We start from the raw sequence: 16592 nt of genomic DNA on the forward strand, positions 1-16592 counted from the left end.
AAGAAAACAATTATTCTGGGAGGGGAAAAATTCTTCAGAATTAACGCAGCGAAAATTTTTCGGCTGTCGGAAAAGAAGGGGACGGTTACCCTGGCAATGGATTTTGCTCCCAAGGGCACGAACTCCCCAGGCGCCCTTGTTGTACCTATGAAAAAAACGCAGGAAATCCGACCATTTGGCCCAATTTTGATATTTTATGGAAATATTTGGAATGGGTCGCCCGGATGTGCTAAAATATAATGTACACTTATGTTCGAAACGAGAGAGGAGAAAACAGGGTGACGCGAATCTTCATATCAGCCGGAGAAGCCTCCGGAGATCTTCACGCGGCGGCACTGACCCGGGCCATCCTGGCCCAGGACCCCACGGCCCAGGTATTTGGCATGGGCGGGGCTGCGCTGCGGGAAGCCGGCGGCGAAGTGCTGTTTGACTATAAGGATTACAGTGTGATGGGGTTTGTAGAAGTAGTGAAGCAGCTGCCCCGGCTTTTTGCACTGAAAAATGCCTTCAAAAAAGCCATGGAAGAACGGAAGCCGGACGTGTTTGTAACGGTGGATTACCCGGACTTCAATATGCGGGTGGCCAAGGTGGCCAAAAGCCTGGGCATTCCCGTATTTTCCTACATCCCCCCGTCGGCCTGGGCCTGGCGCCGCAGCCGGGCCAAAATGGTGGCTGGGCTAGCCACCCGGGTGGCCTGCATCTATCCTTTTGCCTATGACGTGTATAAGGCAGCCGGAGCCCCGGTGGAGTTCGTAGGAAATCCCCTGGTGGATATTGTAAAGCCGGTGCTGACCCCGGAAGAACGGAACCGGAAAATCGGCAAGCGGGAAGGGCACCCGGTGGTGCTGCTGCTGCCGGGCTCCCGGGTAAAGGAAATTACCGGGGTGCTTCCAGTGATGCTGAAGGCGCTGTCACTGATCCAAAAGGCCAGGCCGGAGGTGGACTTCATCCTCCAGAAAGCCCCTTCTATTGATACGGAGCTGCTGGAGAGCATCCTCAGGACTTCCCCCGTGCCTGTCCGGCTGGTGGAGGGAGATGGCTACGACGTGATGAAAGCCTCGGACGCCGCTCTTGCCACCAGCGGTACCGTGACCCTGGAATGTGCCCTGTGCGGCCTGCCCAGCGTCATCTGCTACCGGGCCAGTGCCCTGAGCATAGCCATTGCCCGGCACCTGGTTTATGTGAAATACATCGGCCTGCCCAACATCCTGGCAGGCAAGGAAATCCTGCCGGAACTGATCCAAGAAAAACTGACACCGGAAAACATGGCTTCCTCCGTACTGGCGTTTCTTGACCCAGTGGAAGGAAAGACCGTACGCGGGGAGCTGGCCCAAGCCGTTTCCAAGCTGGGCCGGCCAGGTGCCGTAGCGCGCACCGCCGCCTTGATATTACAGACAGCTAAGGAGAACTCATGAACCTGTACTTTCGTATTATCCAATTTATCAGACCCTATATTCCCCGGCTGATTGCCGCGGGCTTCTGTACCATTATGACGGCAGCGGCCAACCTGTACGTGCCCTGGATTGTCCGGGACGTTATCGATAAGGTCTTCTCTGACAAGAACAGCGGCCTATTGAACCTGATTGCCGTGGGCATCATCGTCATTTTCTTTGCCAGAGGGATATTCTATTACGGCCAGAGCTACCTGATGAACTACGTAGGCGAAAGCATCGTCATCGACGTGCGCAGCAAGGTGTTCCGCAAGCTCATGGAACTGGATACCCGCTTCTATGACCGGAACAAACTGGGCACCATCATGAGCTACGTCACCAACGACGTGCAGGCCCTTCAGGCAGCCATGGTGGACAACAGCATCGAAATCATCACCGAAACCAGCGTGCTCATCGGCTCCATCTGTGCCATGGTATACCTGGACTGGAAGCTGACGGTCTTTACCTTCTGCACATTCCCGGTGGTACTGTTCTTTATGGACTTCTTCGGCAAGAAAATCCGTCAGTCCGGCCGCCGGATTCAGCAGGCCACGGCGGATATCACCAGCGTGCTCCAGGAAACCCTGTCCTCAACCCGGGTGGTCAAATCCTTCGTCCGGGAGCCCTACGAAATTGAGCGGTTTGACCGGCAGAACCGGGTAAACTTCTACGCCAACATGAAAAGCGCCAAGCTCATGGGTACCCTGTCCCCTGTCATCGAATTCATTGCCGCCCTGGGCGTAACGGCCATCATCTGGTTTGGCGGGCGCAGCGTAATCAACGACGAGATTTCCGCTGGTTCCCTGATTGCCTTCCTGGTGTACGCCATCAACATTTCCAACCCCATCAAGCGGATTGCCCGGGTACTGGGCAATATCCAGCGGGCCCTGGCTGCTGCGGAACGGGTTTTCGGCGTCTTGGACCTGGAAGAAAAAATTCCGGAAAAACCCGATGCCATTGCCCTGCCTCCGGTAAAGGGCTATGTGGAATTTAAGGATGTATCCTTTGAATACAATCCCGGCGAACCCATCCTGAAACATTTGAACTTTAATGTGGAACCCGGTCAGGCAGTGGCCCTGGTAGGCCCCTCCGGTGCCGGCAAATCCACCATCGCCAACCTGGTGCCCCGGTTCTACGATGTGACCGGTGGCAGCATCAGCATTGACGGCCACGATATCCGGGACGTTACCGTTGCTTCCCTCCGGGAGCAGGTAGGTATTGTGCCCCAGGAAACCAACCTGTTCAATGACACCGTCTACAACAACATCCTCTACGGACGGCTGGATGCCACCCGGGAAGAAGTCATTGCCGCTGCCAAGGCAGCCAATGCAGATGAATTCATCGTCCAGCTGCCTCAGGGTTACGAAACCCATCTGGGCGACCGGGGCGTGAACATTTCCGGCGGTCAGCGCCAGCGCATTTCCATCGCCCGGGCCATCTTGAAGAACCCCCGGATTTTGATTTTGGACGAAGCCACCTCCGCCCTGGATACGGAAAGCGAACGGGTGGTACAGGAGGCCCTGGACCGGCTGATGGTAGGCAGAACTTCCTTCGTCATTGCCCACCGGCTGTCCACCATCCAAAACGCCAGCAAGATTCTGGTACTGGATAAGGGCGTCATTGTGGAAGAAGGCACCCACAGCCAGCTGATGGCTCTCCATGGCCTGTATGCCCACCTCCACGATATTCAATTCAAAGAAAAAAAGGTAGTGAAAAAAGGCGCAGCCCAGCAATCCCATGAAACGGACGAGGACGCGGAAGACTAACGAAAACGAGGTCAGAGGATGTATTATTTGTATAATTTCTTGGCGACAGTATTATTTATCATCGTAATCCTGCCGTACTTTACCTGGCGGTATTTCCGGGAAAAAGGCTTTCCCCGCCGCTTCCGGCAAAGCATCGGCCTGATTCGGGATGACGAGATTGCCGCCGTAGCCCATAAAAACTGTATCTGGATCCACGGGGCTTCCGTGGGCGAAATCGTAGCTACCAGCCCGCTGGTGAAAGAAATTCGCAAGGCCATGCCCGACGCCAAAATCCTGGTGTCCGCCGTGACCACCGGGGGCTACAACATGGCCCACCAGATTATTCCGGAAGCCGATGCCATCATCTACTTCCCCCTGGATCTGCCCTTTGTGTCCGAATCCTTTGTAAAACGCATTATGCCCCGGATTTTCATGCCGGTGGAAACGGAACTGTGGCCCAACTTCCTGCGGGCCGTGAAGCTCCGCCGGATTCCTGTGATGATGGTCAACGGCCGGATTTCCGACAAGTCCGTCAAAAGCTACCGGTACCTGTTTGGCATTTTGGCCGACATGATGGGCAGCGTTACCCGTTTCTGTATGCAGTCTTCCATTGATGCCGAGTACATCGAGCACCTGGGGGCTGAAAAACGCCGGATTTTTGTCACCGGCAACACCAAGTTCGACCAGACCTATGCGGAGGTGACTCCTGAGGATCTGGCCCAGTATAAGGAAGAACTGGGACTGGGCAGCGATTACCCTGTGATTGTAGCCGGCAGCACCCATCCGACCGAAGAAGAAACCCTCTTTAAGAGTTTTCAGGATATCCAAAAGGAATTCCCCCACGCCCGGCTGATTGTGGCGCCCCGGAAACCCGGCCGTATCCATGAGATTGCCCAGCTGGCCCAAAAGTACGGCTTGAAGCTGGGGCTCCGTTCCAAACTGAAGGAATTGCCGGCCGGCAGCCGCCCGGCCTACGATGTGGTGCTCATTGACACCATTGGGGAACTGGGCCGGATCTACGCCGTAGGAGATGCCGTATTTGTAGGCGGCAGCCTGATCCAGCATGGGGGCCACAACGTTTTGGAACCGGCAGCCCATGCCAAACCCATCATTGTAGGGCCCAGCATGTCCAACTTCAAGGATTCCTTTGCCCTGCTCAGCAAGGTAGGAGCCTGCGTCCAGATTAACAACGGGGAAGAAATGACCCAAATGTTCCTGAAAATCTTTAAGGACGATGCCCTGCGCAAGAAGATGGGGGAGGCCTCCCTCCAGGTTATCCGGGAAAACCGCGGCGCTGCCGTGCGTACCATTGGCTACCTGAAGGAGCTGCTGAGCCTGACTGCTACCGAGAGCATGGTGAACAACCATTATAAAATCAATACCCGCAACATCAACGATGAAATCAGTCCCCGGATGCGTCCCGGCGACGCCGTAACCCAGTACCTGATCCAGCTGTCCCATGGCGAGGACAGCGGTATCCTGGACTGGTGCGTGCTGGCCTTCCTCCGGGTCCTGTCCGTTCTATACGAAGCCGGGGTACGGCTGAAGCTGGGGCTCTATAGCCTGGGTGCCCTGCCCAAGACCCATTTGGACTGCTGCGTGATTTCCATCGGCAACATTACCGTAGGCGGCACCGGCAAGACCCCTACCGCCCAGAAAGTGGCCCTGATGATTCAGCAGATGGGCTACCGGGTGGTGATTTTGAACCGGGGCTACCGTTCCCATTGGGAAGAAAAGATTGGCGTGGTTTCGGACGGCAAGAAGATTTACATGACCGCCTACGAAGCCGGCGACGAAGCCTTCCTGATGGCCAAGCAGCTGCCCGGCATTCCCGTGGTCATCGGCAAGGAACGTTCCATTACCGGCCAGTTTGCCGTGGAGAAGTTCCGGGCCGAGGTCATCATCTTGGATGACGGCTACCAGCATTGGCAGCTGTACCGGGATCTGGACGTGGTGCTGGTGGATACCCTGAATATGTTTGGCAACGGCAGCATCCTGCCTAGGGGAACCCTGCGGGAACCCCTGGCCAATCTCAGCCGGGCCGGCCTGTTCCTGCTCACCAAATGCGACCAGAGTTCCCCTATTTCCCGGGCAACCCTGTGCGATACCCTGCACAAATACGCCCCCAAGGCGCCCATTGTGGAAAGCATTCACAAACCCTGCGACTATATTGAAATCGCAGATTGGTACAAAAACGACATGAGTAAGGCCCTGCCTCTCGAAGCCCTCCGGGGACAGCACGTAATGGTGTTTTCCGCCATCGGCAACCCGTCCTCCTTTGAGCAGACCATGACCGGCGAAGGCCTGAACATTGTAGAAGCCATCCGTTACCCCGACCATCACGACTACGGCATGGTGGAAATGCAGTACATCATGGACAAGGCCATCAGCCGGGGCGTCAAGGCACTCATTACCACCGGCAAAGATGCCGTTAAAATTCCTACGGAGTTTATCTACCTCCATCGGGATGTACCTCTGTACATCTTGGATATGGAAATTCAAATTACCAGCGGTGAGGAAGCTTTTGTAGATACCATCAAAGCCGCCATCAAAAAGGAGAAACAAGTAAAATGAAAGTTTTATGTGTAATCCCAGCTCGTTTCGGTTCCACCCGTCTTCCCGGCAAGCCTCTGGCTATGATGGCTGGCAAGACCGTGATTCAAAGAGTGTATGAGCAGGCTGCCCTGGCCCGGATTCCGGATCAGGTGGTGGTAGCTACCGACGACCAGCGCATTGCTGATGCAGTAGAACAATTTGGCGGCACGGCCGTTATGACCTCCCAGGACCATCCCAGCGGTACTGACCGGCTGGCCGAAGTAGCCCTGAGCTACGAAGACGTGGACGTGATTGTCAATGTCCAGGGGGACGAACCCATGATTCCGCCCCAGGTCATCGATGATCTGGCCCAGGCTTTTGCCGACAACGACGGCCTGGAAATGGCTACCATCAAGACAGAAATGCAGCCCGAGGATTTCCAGAACCCCAACGCCGTCAAAGTCGTTACCGACGAGAACGGCTATGCCCTGTATTTCTCCCGGAGCCTGATTCCTTATCCCCGGCATGACCTGCCGGAAGTCAAGGTGTACAAGCACGTAGGCATTTACGCCTACCGCCGGGATTTCCTGCTGAAATTTGCTGCTCTTTTGCCCACCCCCCTGGAACGGGTGGAAGGACTGGAACAGCTGCGGGCCCTGGAAAATGACGTAAAGATTAAGGTGCTGACCTCTGATTTCCAAGGGGTGGGCATTGATACGCCGGAAGACCTGCACAAGGCCAACGAAATTTTCACCCAGCTGGAAGCCGAAAAGGCCAAGGCTGCGGAAGAAGCCGCCAAGGCGGAAGAAGGAAAGGAGTAACCCATCCATGGAAAGCGTAACGATTGGATCCTATAAAGTGGGCCAGGGTCAGCCCCTGCTGATTATGGCCGGCCCCTGCGTGCTGGAAGGCTACGAACGGAGCCTGGCCATCGGCAAACGGGCCAAGGCCATTTGCGAAAAACTGGGCCTGCCCTATGTATTCAAGGCTTCCTACGATAAAGCCAACCGGTCCAGCCTGAATTCCTTCCGGGGACCCGGCCTTGAGGAGGGCCTGAAAATCCTGGCCCAAATCAAGAAAGACCTGAACGTACCGGTCATCAGTGACGTCCACGAAACCTGGCAGGTGGAAAAAGCCGCCGAAGTGCTGGACATCATTCAGATTCCGGCCTTCCTGTGCCGGCAGACGGACCTTTTGGTAGAAGCCGCTCACAGCGGCCGGGTAGTCAACGTGAAAAAGGGCCAGTTCCTGGCTCCCTGGGATATGCAGAACGTGGTCAATAAGATTACGGGCAGCGGCTGCAAGCAGTTAATGCTTACGGAACGGGGCGTCAGCTTCGGCTACAACACCCTAGTAACGGATATGCGGTCCCTGCCCATCATGCGGGAAATGGGCTTTCCGGTAATTATGGACGTGACCCACAGCGTGCAGATTCCTGGCGGCAAGGGCACTTCTTCCGGCGGCCAGAGCAAGTTTGCTCCCCATATGGCCCGGGCAGCGGCTGCCGTCGGCGTGGACGGCCTGTTCCTGGAAGTCCACGACAACCCGGCAGAAGCTCTGTCCGACGGACCCAACATGATTGCCCTGGATGACCTGGAACAGGTCCTTCAGGACGCCAAAACCATTGACCAGATTGGACGCAGGGAGTGAGCAAAATGCTGGAGAAAGCCAAAGAAACGTTGAAAATCGAAGCCGCTTCCATTCTGGAGCTGCTGCCCCGGGTGGATGAACATTTTCAGGCTGCCCTGGAAATGATTCTTCACTGCAAGGGCCGGATTATTGTGACCGGCATGGGCAAATCCGGCATTATCGGCCGCAAGATTGCGGCCACCCTGGCTAGCACCGGCACCCCCGCCTTCTATCTGCACCCGGCGGAAGGCATCCACGGGGACCTGGGCATGGTCACCCAAAACGATGTGATCCTGGCCCTGTCCAACAGCGGGGAAACCGGGGAAGTGCTGAATATCCTTCCGTCCCTGCGGCGGATTGGGGCGCACATCATCTCCATGGTGGGCAATCCTGATTCCACCCTGGCCAAGAACTCCGATATTGTGCTGAATGTAGGCGTGCAGAAGGAAGCCTGCCCCCTGGGTCTGGCTCCCACCAGCAGCACCACGGCAGCCCTGGCTTTTGGGGATGCCCTGGCCATGGAACTTTTGAGCGCCCGGCATTTTACCCCCAACCAGTTTGCCATCTTCCATCCCGGTGGCAGTCTGGGCCGGAAGCTGCTGCTGACGGTGGCCGACATTATGCATAAGGAACAGGAAAATCCCATGGTGCCTGCGGACATGAGCGTCAAAGATGCCCTGTTTGTGATTACCGACAAGGGCGTAGGCGCCGTTTCCGTAGTGGACGACCAGCATCACCTGCTGGGCCTTGTGACCGATGGAGATATCCGCCGGGGTCTGGCCCGGAGTCTGGATTTCCTGAACCGGCCCGTAGCCGAGATGATGACCGCCCATCCCACCACCATTGCCCCCAACAAGCTGGCGGCAGAAGCCCTGCACATTATGGAAGCCAACAAACCCCGGCCCATTACGGTGCTGCCGGTGGTGGATGAGGAGCACCGGGTAGTAGGTCTGGTGCATATTACCGACTTGGTACATCAAGGAGTGGTATAAATGATTACAGAAGAGGAATTGGCCAAGATTCGTCTTTTGGCCCTGGATGTGGACGGGGTTCTCACCGATGGCAGCATTATCATTGGCCAGAAGGGGGAACTGAGCAAGCACTTTGACGCCCGGGACGGACTGGGCATCAGCCTGGCCCTGCGCCACGGCATTTACGTAGCGCTGATTACCGGCCGTCACAGCGAAATTGTCCTGCACCGGGCCATGGAACTGGGCATCGGTTCCGTCTATGAAAACGTGGTTTACAAAGGGCAGGTGCTGGAACAGGCCGCCCGGGAACTGAACGTGAATATGGAGGAAACCGCCTTTATGGGGGATGATCTGAACGACCTTCCGGCCTTTAGCCGGGCCGCCGTTACTTTTGCCCCTGCAAATGCCGCCCTGGAAGTCCGGGAGCGGGCCAAGTACGTAACCACCCAGCCCGGGGGCCACGGAGCCGTCCGGGAAGTGATTGAACGGATCCTCAAGGCCAAGGGCCTGTGGAAGCAGATTGTAGACAGCTATGAAGTCAAAGGACAGGGAGATAAACAGTAATGCTTTATGCTGTATTAAAAGGAATGAGTCAGTTCCTTTCCGTTCTGCCCTACAAATTCGTAGTGCGGCTGGGAAGGAATTGTGGTAAACTATATTGGTATATCGCCAAAAAACAGCGCCTCAGGGCGGAAGCCACCATTCAGGAACGGATGGGAGTTTCGTCCCGGGACGCCCATGCTATTATCCACCGCCTGTTTTTGAACCTGGGCATGACCGCCATGGAGATTCTCTACATGCCGGCCCTGAACAAGGAAAATATCCGGGGCCTGGTCTCCTTTGACCGGCCCGGAGTTCTGTGGGAAGCCCTGGCCAAAAAGCACGGGGTGGTGATGCTGGCCTGCCATATGGACAATTGGGAATGGTTGGGCGCTGCCCTGGCCCTGAACGGCTTTCCTTTAAGCGCCGTGGAAAAACCCCAGCCCAATCCGGTGTACAGCGATTTTATGAATGAACTGCGCCGAGGCGTGGGCCAGGAGATTTTTGCCCGGGGAACCAACGAGATTCTGGGCTGTGCCCGGGCCATGAAAAAGGGCCGGATGCTGGGGCTCATTGCCGACCAGGACGGGGGCTACAACGGGATTTTCGTGCCCTTCTTTGGGAAGATGGCCTCTACCCCAGAAGGCCCTGCATACTTTGCCCGGAAGTTCAAGGCTCCGGTGGTGCCGATTTTCATCGTGCGCAAACCCAGCGGCTATGGCCACCAGGTAATTGTGAAAGACCCCATTTATTACGAAGACACCGGCAATCGGGAAAAGGATGATTACCGGATTACCTTACAGATGACCCAGGAAGTAGAAAAAATCATCCGGCAGTATCCGGACAACTGGATCTGGTTCCAGCACCGCTGGAATACTCCCTGGCAGGGTTAGGAAAGGAAGCCGCCATGCGCGAACACAAACGTACCATACTCATCATCCTAGGAGCCGTACTGCTTATGGGCGGCGTGATTGCCTGGCTGCTGAGCAGCAAGCCCACCACTGGCAAACAGCAAGCGGCCCCTCCGGAAACCCTCCAGGAGGTCAACGGCTCCACCATCACCGAAAACAAGGATGGCAAGAAAGTCTGGGAACTGACGGTGGAATCCATGAGCTACAACAAGACCACCCAGGTGGACAGCATGAAGGGCATCAAAGGCACGTTCTACGATAAGGACGGCAAGACCATGACCGTCACCGCTGACGAAGGGGAAGTCCGGCTGGATACGAAAAATGTTGTCCTGACCAAGAACCCCAAAGGGTCCACCTCCGACGGCGGCACCGTAACTGCGGACAAGATTACCTGGGTGAACCAGGACCAGACCGTGGTGGCAGAAGGCAATGCCCGCTTGACCAAGGGTGATACCGTTGCCACCGGGGAAAAGGCCACCTTCGATGTGCCCATGAACCATGCCACCCTGGAAAAGAATGCCAACGTACAGAAGGGGGAATTCTGATGCTGAAAATAAAGAAAACGGCTCTTTTGGGCGTACTGGCAGGCCTTCTGTCCGTAAGCACCGCCTGTTTTGCAGCTTCGTCCGTAGCCGGCGACCAGGTCCAGTACGATTTCCGTACCGGCCAGGCCATAGCCAGCGGCAATGTGAAGCTGCGTAATGACGACGGTACCGCCACCGCCCAGGAAGCAGACTACAATACGAAAACCGGCGAAGGCAAACTGACGGGCTCGGTGGTTGCCGACCAAAAGGATGCCCATCTGACCAGCTCCACGCTGATTATTGAGCGCCAGGGCCATTACCTGTCCGCCATTGGCAACGCCGTACTGAAAAAAGAAGACAAGACCCTGCGGGCCAACCAGGTAAACTACGATTCCGACGCCCAATTTGCGGAAACCGTGGGACCCTGGGCCCAGCTGACCATGGATGACGGCTCCAGCCTGGATTCGTCTACCATGCGCTACAATATGCAGACCGGCATTGCCAACGCAGAAGGCAATGTGCGGCTGATCAGCCCTCCCCGGGAACTGACTGCCCGGGCGGACCGTGCCGTGTACAACACCAAGGCAGATGACGGCACCATCCAATTGTTCGGCCATGCTACGGCCACCCAAAAGGATGATACGGTCAGCGGGGATACCCTGACCATCAAAGGCGCCGGCGGCAAGATTGCCATGGGCGAGGGCAACGTGAAGATGGTTGTCATGCCCCAAAACAGCCAGCCGGCTGCTCCGGCTCCGGAACCGTTGTTCTCCATTGCCGGAGATACCCCGGAACCCCAGAAAATCTATAAATACTTCAATTGGCCCGGATCCCCTATGGAAGTAGGGAGTATGGACACTGATTTGGCATAAAGGGAGTAAAGAGTGAAGATACGCGCAGCAAATTTGATAAAAGAATACGGCGGCCGCCGGGTTGTCAACGATGTCAGCCTGGAAGTGGAGCAGGGGAGCATTGTGGGCCTGTTGGGTCCCAATGGTGCCGGGAAAACCACCACCTTCTATATGATTGTGGGCCTGGAGCATCCTGACACCGGCCATGTGTACCTGGACGACCAGGACGTGACCCACCTGCCCATGTACAAACGGGCCCTGGAAGGCATCGGCTATCTGCCCCAGGAAGCTTCTATTTTCCGGAAGCTCACCGTGGAGCAGAACCTGCTGGCCATTTTGGAGCAGGTGGAGCCCTCCCAGGAAAAACGCCAGGCCAAAATGGAATCCCTGATTGAGGAATTCCGCATTGGCCATATCCGGAAAAGTCTGGGCAGTGCCCTGTCCGGCGGCGAGCGGCGGCGGGTGGAAATTGCCCGGGCCCTGGCTACGGATCCGGCTTTTATTTTGCTGGACGAACCCTTTGCCGGCATCGACCCCCTGGCGGTGGCAGACATTCAGGTGATGGTAGCCCATTTGGCCCAGCGGGGCATCGGCGTACTGATTACCGACCATAACGTGCGGGAAACCCTGAGCATCGTCAACAAGGCGTACATTTTAAGCGAAGGCCAGATTCTGGTTTCCGGTACCAGCCAAGAGGTAGCAGAAAACCCCATTGCCCGGGAACATTATCTGGGCGAGAATTTCAGGATGTGAGGCAAGGCCTATGCGGATATTAGACAAGTACATTTTAAAACAGATGCTGCAGCCCTTTTTCTTCGGGGTTGCTGCTTTTTCCACCATTTTCGTGGCCAGTTCCTTCCTGTTTCGGGTAACCCAGTACATTACCCAGTACGGAGCCTCCTACGGCTCCCTGTTTAGGCTGTTTCTGTGCCTGATGCCGGAAGTCATCAACTACACCTTCCCCATGTCCATGCTGCTGGCTTCCCTGCTGACCATGGGTCAGCTGTCCGGCAACAGTGAAATTACGGCTATGCGCAGCGGCGGCCTCAGCTTCCGCCGGATTGCCGCCCCCATCCTGGCAGCCGGCTTCATTGTCAGCCTGTTTTCCGTGGTGTGGGCCGAAAAGGTGGTTCCGCCCTCCAAGACGGAATACGAACGGATTGTCAACCAGGAAATCAAGCGGGACACCAAGCCCCGGACCCAGGACCACGTGCTGATTAAGCAGGTGTCCAAGGGCCAGCTGGTGCGCCTGACCTATGCCCGGACCTTTGACGAAAAGGCCGGCATGATGAAGGACATCACCATTGAGGATTGGGATAAGGGCAACGTGGTCCGGATCCAAAAGACCCCGGCAGCCAAATGGATTGACGGTGCCTGGATTATGGAAAACGGCACGATTACCGACCTGACCGGCAAAGACGGCGTCACCCGCACCATGAATTTTGACAAGCAGGTGCTGCCCATTACCGAAACGCCCAAGACCATCACTTTGGACCAGAAAGACCCGGATGAAATGACCATTGGGGAACTGAAGATGTACATTGGCATTCTCCAGCGCCAGTACATGCCCACCAGCAAGTACGTCATGGAAATGTACAGCCGGTTTACCGTGCCCCTGGCCAGCTTCTTCTTTGCCCTGATTGGGGTGCCCCTGGGCATGCAGTCCCAGCGTACCGGCGCTTCCATGGGCCTGGGCTTCTCCGTAGTGATTATTTTCGTCTATTATTCCATCATGACCTTTATGACCGGCCTGGGTCAGGGCGGCGTGATTCCGCCACTCCTGGCGGCCATCGTGCCCAACCTGCTCTGCGGGGTCTGCGGGTGCTGGATGATCTGGAAGAAAGACAATTTATAACTTTAGAAACAAAACCTGTGACGTGATGCCAAATACCTTGCGAACGGAAAGCAGTTCGCAAGGTATTTGGCATTTTTCACATTTATCCTCTACACTCCGCAGACCGCACCAACTAATACGAGTTTTCTGCAGCAAAAATTTGCCCACGGGCAAATTTTCCGTGGTTGCTTCTCAAAACCCGGCATCAGTACTAGCCCCTGCCGACCGCACTGATATTAAAAACGAACCACTGAGAGGGGATACCCGGCATCACATCACTTCAGGTCCCTTGATCGCACAATCCCATTGAAGTTCAACTACGTGTTCCTGGGGACGGTTTATGATATAATAATTATCGAATGCATAAAAACAGAAAGGGGAGGGAGCAGTATGCTGGGCATCACGTTGATCCTGGTGCTTGCCCTGATGGGCGGACTCATTGCCTATTTGGGAGATAAACTGGGGAGTAAAATCGGCAAAAAAAGACTGCGGTTATTCGGTCTGCGCCCTCACGATACCTCGGTGGTCATGACCATTGCCAGCGGTATTTTGGTTGCCGCCCTGACCATGACGGTACTGACCATCAGTTCCAAGGAGGTGCGCACGGCCCTCTTTGGCATGAAACAAATCCGGGCGGAACTGGCCAGCCTGACCGCCAGCCGGGATAAGGCCAACGCCGAACTGTCGGCCCAAAGCGCCCAGATTAAGGAACTGGATACGAAAATTGCCGAAGCCACTGCTGCAGCGGACGAGGCCCGCCGGCAAAAGGCCCAGGCAGAGGCCCAAATGGCCCAGGCCCAGCAGGACCTGAGCCAGATGCAGGAGCAGTACAATGAGGCCAGTGAGCGGTTGAAAACCGCAGAACAGCAGGTGGCCCAGGCAGAAGCAGCCCGGGATCAGCTCCAGCAGGATGTGAAGGACCTGGAAGACGCCACCAAACGGCTGCGGCAGGGTCTGGTAGCCATCCGGGAAGGCAACGTAGCCTTCCGGTCCGGGGAAATCCTGTACTCCGGGGTCCTCAAGGGCGGAGATGGCCCAGAAGCTACAAAATTGGCTTTAGAGAAGTTTTTAGGGGAGGCCAATACCCAAGTGGCAGGCCGTATTGGAGTCCAGCCAGAAACCCAGGTTATTTGGCTCAGCCGGGAGGCCGTGGACAGTGCCGCCAGTACTCTTTCCCAGCATAAGGGGAATATGTATGTGCGCCTTTGTGCTGCCGGCAATATTCTTTCCGGCGAAATGGTGGTCAGCCGGCTGGAAATGGTAGGGGACAAAGTGGTGTATCCGGAAGGGACCCTGATTCTTACCCAGGCCATTACCGTAAAGCCCTACAGCAGTGAAGCAGACCTGGCTCTGATGGCCTTCCTGAAGGATGTGAACCGCACGGCCCAGGCCGACGGCGTGATTCCCAACCCCATTACCGGGGACGTAGGCGCCATTACCAGCACGGAGCTGTCGGAAGCCAGCGAGAAGATTTCCCGGCTGGGCGGCCGGGTTTCCATTACGGCCAAAGCCCGCCAGGACATTACGGTGGCAGGTCCGGTTCTCTTGGATCTGGATGTAAAAAGTATAGGAGCAGACCAATAATGAGTGGAAAAAAAGCATATTTAGGCATTGACCCCGGTCGGGATAAGACCGGGGCCGCCCTGGTTTTAGATGACGGCACCCTGGTGCGGCAGGCAATCCTGCCCACCCAGGGCTTTTTTGACGCTTTGGAGGGCTTTCTGGCAGGGACCCAGCCCGCCGCCTGCATCATGGGCGACGGCACCACCTCGGAGACCATGCGCCAGCAGGTAAAGACCCATTTTCCCCAGCTGCCCCTGGTGGTGATTGATGAATATAATTCAACCCAAGAGGCCAAGGAGCTGTACAAAGAGCTGCACCCAGCCAAGGGGCTGGGACGGCTGGTGCCCCGGGCACTTAGAAGTACACCGTCCGCAATAGATGGACTGGCAGCGGCGGTATTGGTAAAACGGTATCTTTGTGGCAAAAGTATGTCAAGTTCATGAAAATTTAACCAAATGGTCACAAATTGACTCATTAGTCATGACATAAAGCTAGACATACTGTGACTTTTTTGTGGAAAAACACCTATTCTTTTGACTTATTTTCTTCTGCGTGCTACACTAAAAGCGTGAAGAAATTCACCATTGGTCCTCCTGGGGAGCAGCGGCTGGATGCTTTGCAATGTACACGTAGAGGAAACAAGGATACTCGCCACGTAGGGATTGCGGAGAAACCGGAAGCCTAACCTTTGGGGTGGATACATTGACACAAAGGGAGATTTTAATCATGAAAAAAACGTTAGTTTTTGCAATGGCTATGGCTCTAGGCGTAAGCGCTACTGCTTTCGCAGCCAACCCGTTCTCCGATGTTCCCGCAGGCCACTGGGCTTACGGCGCAGTTGCCAAACTGGCTGCTGCTGGTATTGTTGACGGCTATCCTGATGGCACCTTCAAAGGCGATCATCTGATGACCCGTTATGAAATGGCTCAAATCGTAGCCAAGGCTCTGGCCAAAGGCGCTATCGGCGCTGATGACAGACTGGTCAGCGAATTCGCTGACGAACTGGACAACCTGGGTGTTCGGGTTGCCAAACTGGAAAAGAACGCTGACAACGTAAAGATTACCGGCAACGTTCGTCTGAGCTACGCTGACAACAGCGGTGCCGTAGGCAGCAAAGCTGCTGACGATGCTCGGCTGCGTACCCGTCTGTTCCTGACTGGTGAAGTCAACGACAACTGGCATTACGTATCCATGCTGGAAAACAACCAACATTTTGCTGGCGACCATGAATCCGGGGATGACGACACGGACTTCCAGCGCGCTTACCTGACCGGCAACATCGGTGTGGTCAACCTGACTGGCGGTCGTTTCCAAGGCTACTATGGCGATGGCAACATCTACGATAGCCGTATCGATGGTGTAAACGCCAACGTAAAGATGGGCCAAGCTTACTTGGGCGCTACCTATGGTAAGATGGCTAACCCCTCCGACTACAGCTGGACTGCTGATGACGACAAGGATGAAGCAGTTGCTGACACCTTTGTACAAGCTACCTTGGGCGGCGATATCGGCAAACTGAATCTGGAAGCCCAATACCTGAAAGCCAACGATGTTAACACCGCTTGGATGACTGGCGATGACACCATTTGGACCGCTGCTGCTACCTACAACACCGGCGACTTCAAACTGGGCGCTATGTACCTGAAAGGCGACAACGACTACGTTGATGATAAAAACGGCGACGATGATGGCTGGGTAGCAACCCTGGGCTACAAGGGTGCACAAGCCAGCAAACCTGGTTCTTGGGGCCTGTTCGCTAAATACTACGATCAGGGCGGCGCAACCTACATCAACCACACCATGAACGGCGTATACAACAAGTTCAGCGCTGACGGCTTCAAAGGTTATCAGGTTGGCGGCAACGTAACCCTGGCCAAGAACATGGTTGCTGAAGTGCAGTACTATGATCTGAAAGGCAAAGGCGGCGACACCGACGGACAACACGCACGTACCCTGTGGTCTCAGATGGTTGTAACCTTCTAATTTCACAAACACTTCAAGACGATTCCCCTTGTGGGAGTCGTCTTTTTTTGTTATAGCTATTGGATTGGAGTGCTTA

Annotated in this window: 15 protein-coding genes; all 15 read left to right on the plus strand. The window is 55.6% G+C overall.

Features of this window, described 5'->3' with window-relative positions; genetic code table 11:
• Positions 1-278 precede the first annotated feature (278 nt).
• Positions 279-1415 (plus strand): lipid-A-disaccharide synthase, encoded by a 1137-nt coding sequence (gene lpxB / locus DW089_RS05185; RefSeq protein WP_231086067.1) that lies wholly within the window; start codon positions 279-281, stop codon positions 1413-1415.
• Positions 1412-3196, plus strand: coding sequence for an ABC transporter ATP-binding protein (locus DW089_RS05190; protein ID WP_105326974.1), 1785 nt, complete (start codon positions 1412-1414; stop codon positions 3194-3196). Before lpxB ends, DW089_RS05190 begins: the two co-directional genes overlap by 4 nt.
• Before the next feature lie 18 nt (positions 3197-3214).
• Complete coding sequence (lpxK, locus tag DW089_RS05195) at positions 3215-5749, plus strand: tetraacyldisaccharide 4'-kinase (protein ID WP_118286888.1); 2535 nt, start codon at positions 3215-3217, stop codon at positions 5747-5749.
• Positions 5746-6531, plus strand: a complete 786-nt coding sequence (gene kdsB / locus DW089_RS05200) for a 3-deoxy-manno-octulosonate cytidylyltransferase (protein WP_118286889.1) — start codon at positions 5746-5748, stop codon at positions 6529-6531. The genes lpxK and kdsB overlap by 4 nt, the downstream gene beginning before the upstream one ends.
• Before the next feature lie 7 nt (positions 6532-6538).
• Entirely contained in the window at positions 6539-7360 is an 822-nt protein-coding gene (kdsA, locus tag DW089_RS05205; protein WP_118286890.1) for a 3-deoxy-8-phosphooctulonate synthase, read from the plus strand.
• A 5-nt stretch (positions 7361-7365) separates the two neighbouring features.
• Complete coding sequence (locus tag DW089_RS05210; RefSeq protein WP_105326978.1) at positions 7366-8331, plus strand: SIS domain-containing protein; 966 nt, start codon at positions 7366-7368, stop codon at positions 8329-8331.
• Positions 8332-8874: an HAD family hydrolase gene (locus tag DW089_RS05215; RefSeq protein ID WP_118286891.1), complete on the plus strand. Its 543-nt coding sequence runs from the start codon at positions 8332-8334 to the stop codon at positions 8872-8874.
• Entirely contained in the window at positions 8874-9743 is an 870-nt protein-coding gene (locus DW089_RS05220; protein WP_118286892.1) for a lysophospholipid acyltransferase family protein, read from the plus strand. Before DW089_RS05215 ends, DW089_RS05220 begins: the two co-directional genes overlap by 1 nt.
• A 14-nt stretch (positions 9744-9757) precedes the next feature.
• Positions 9758-10306 carry an LPS export ABC transporter periplasmic protein LptC gene (gene lptC / locus DW089_RS05225; protein WP_105326981.1) on the plus strand — a complete coding sequence of 183 codons (549 nt, stop codon included), beginning with the start codon at positions 9758-9760 and terminating at the stop codon, positions 10304-10306.
• Positions 10306-11157, plus strand: coding sequence for an LptA/OstA family protein (locus DW089_RS05230; protein ID WP_199614582.1), 852 nt, complete (start codon positions 10306-10308; stop codon positions 11155-11157). The genes lptC and DW089_RS05230 overlap by 1 nt, the downstream gene beginning before the upstream one ends.
• 12 nt (positions 11158-11169) lie before the next feature.
• Positions 11170-11889 carry an LPS export ABC transporter ATP-binding protein gene (gene lptB / locus DW089_RS05235; protein ID WP_105326982.1) on the plus strand — a complete coding sequence of 240 codons (720 nt, stop codon included), beginning with the start codon at positions 11170-11172 and terminating at the stop codon, positions 11887-11889.
• 10 nt (positions 11890-11899) lie between these two features.
• The gene (locus DW089_RS05240; protein WP_118286893.1) at positions 11900-12991 is read left to right on the plus strand and encodes an LptF/LptG family permease; all 1092 of its coding nucleotides are present in this window, start codon (positions 11900-11902) and stop codon (positions 12989-12991) included.
• Positions 12992-13360: 369 nt separating this feature from the next.
• Positions 13361-14554 carry a DUF3084 domain-containing protein gene (locus tag DW089_RS05245; protein ID WP_118286894.1) on the plus strand — a complete coding sequence of 398 codons (1194 nt, stop codon included), beginning with the start codon at positions 13361-13363 and terminating at the stop codon, positions 14552-14554.
• Positions 14554-14976: a pre-16S rRNA-processing nuclease YqgF gene (locus tag DW089_RS05250; protein WP_118286895.1), complete on the plus strand. Its 423-nt coding sequence runs from the start codon at positions 14554-14556 to the stop codon at positions 14974-14976. The genes DW089_RS05245 and DW089_RS05250 overlap by 1 nt, the downstream gene beginning before the upstream one ends.
• A 283-nt stretch (positions 14977-15259) precedes the next feature.
• Positions 15260-16516, plus strand: a complete 1257-nt coding sequence (locus DW089_RS05255) for an S-layer homology domain-containing protein (RefSeq protein WP_118286896.1) — start codon at positions 15260-15262, stop codon at positions 16514-16516.
• Positions 16517-16592 lie beyond the last annotated feature (76 nt).

Origin of the sequence: Acidaminococcus sp. AM05-11 (assembly GCF_003472805.1) — a bacterium.
In the GTDB taxonomy this organism is placed as follows: domain Bacteria; phylum Bacillota; class Negativicutes; order Acidaminococcales; family Acidaminococcaceae; genus Acidaminococcus; species Acidaminococcus hominis.

Bases quoted from the DNA above. Each gene is read 5' to 3' on its own strand.
- lpxK (WP_118286888.1), top strand. From the start codon at position 3,215: ATGTATTATTTGTATAATTTCTTGGCGACAGTATTATTTATCATCGTA.
- DW089_RS05190 (WP_105326974.1), top strand. From the start codon at position 1,412: ATGAACCTGTACTTTCGTATTATCCAATTTATCAGACCCTATATTCCC.
- kdsB (WP_118286889.1), top strand. From the start codon at position 5,746: ATGAAAGTTTTATGTGTAATCCCAGCTCGTTTCGGTTCCACCCGTCTT.
- DW089_RS05220 (WP_118286892.1), top strand. From the start codon at position 8,874: ATGCTTTATGCTGTATTAAAAGGAATGAGTCAGTTCCTTTCCGTTCTG.
- lptC (WP_105326981.1), top strand. From the start codon at position 9,758: ATGCGCGAACACAAACGTACCATACTCATCATCCTAGGAGCCGTACTG.
- DW089_RS05250 (WP_118286895.1), top strand. From the start codon at position 14,554: ATGAGTGGAAAAAAAGCATATTTAGGCATTGACCCCGGTCGGGATAAG.
- DW089_RS05255 (WP_118286896.1), top strand. From the start codon at position 15,260: ATGAAAAAAACGTTAGTTTTTGCAATGGCTATGGCTCTAGGCGTAAGC.
- DW089_RS05210 (WP_105326978.1), top strand. From the start codon at position 7,366: ATGCTGGAGAAAGCCAAAGAAACGTTGAAAATCGAAGCCGCTTCCATT.
- DW089_RS05240 (WP_118286893.1), top strand. From the start codon at position 11,900: ATGCGGATATTAGACAAGTACATTTTAAAACAGATGCTGCAGCCCTTT.
- DW089_RS05230 (WP_199614582.1), top strand. From the start codon at position 10,306: ATGCTGAAAATAAAGAAAACGGCTCTTTTGGGCGTACTGGCAGGCCTT.
- DW089_RS05245 (WP_118286894.1), top strand. From the start codon at position 13,361: ATGCTGGGCATCACGTTGATCCTGGTGCTTGCCCTGATGGGCGGACTC.
- kdsA (WP_118286890.1), top strand. From the start codon at position 6,539: ATGGAAAGCGTAACGATTGGATCCTATAAAGTGGGCCAGGGTCAGCCC.
- DW089_RS05215 (WP_118286891.1), top strand. From the start codon at position 8,332: ATGATTACAGAAGAGGAATTGGCCAAGATTCGTCTTTTGGCCCTGGAT.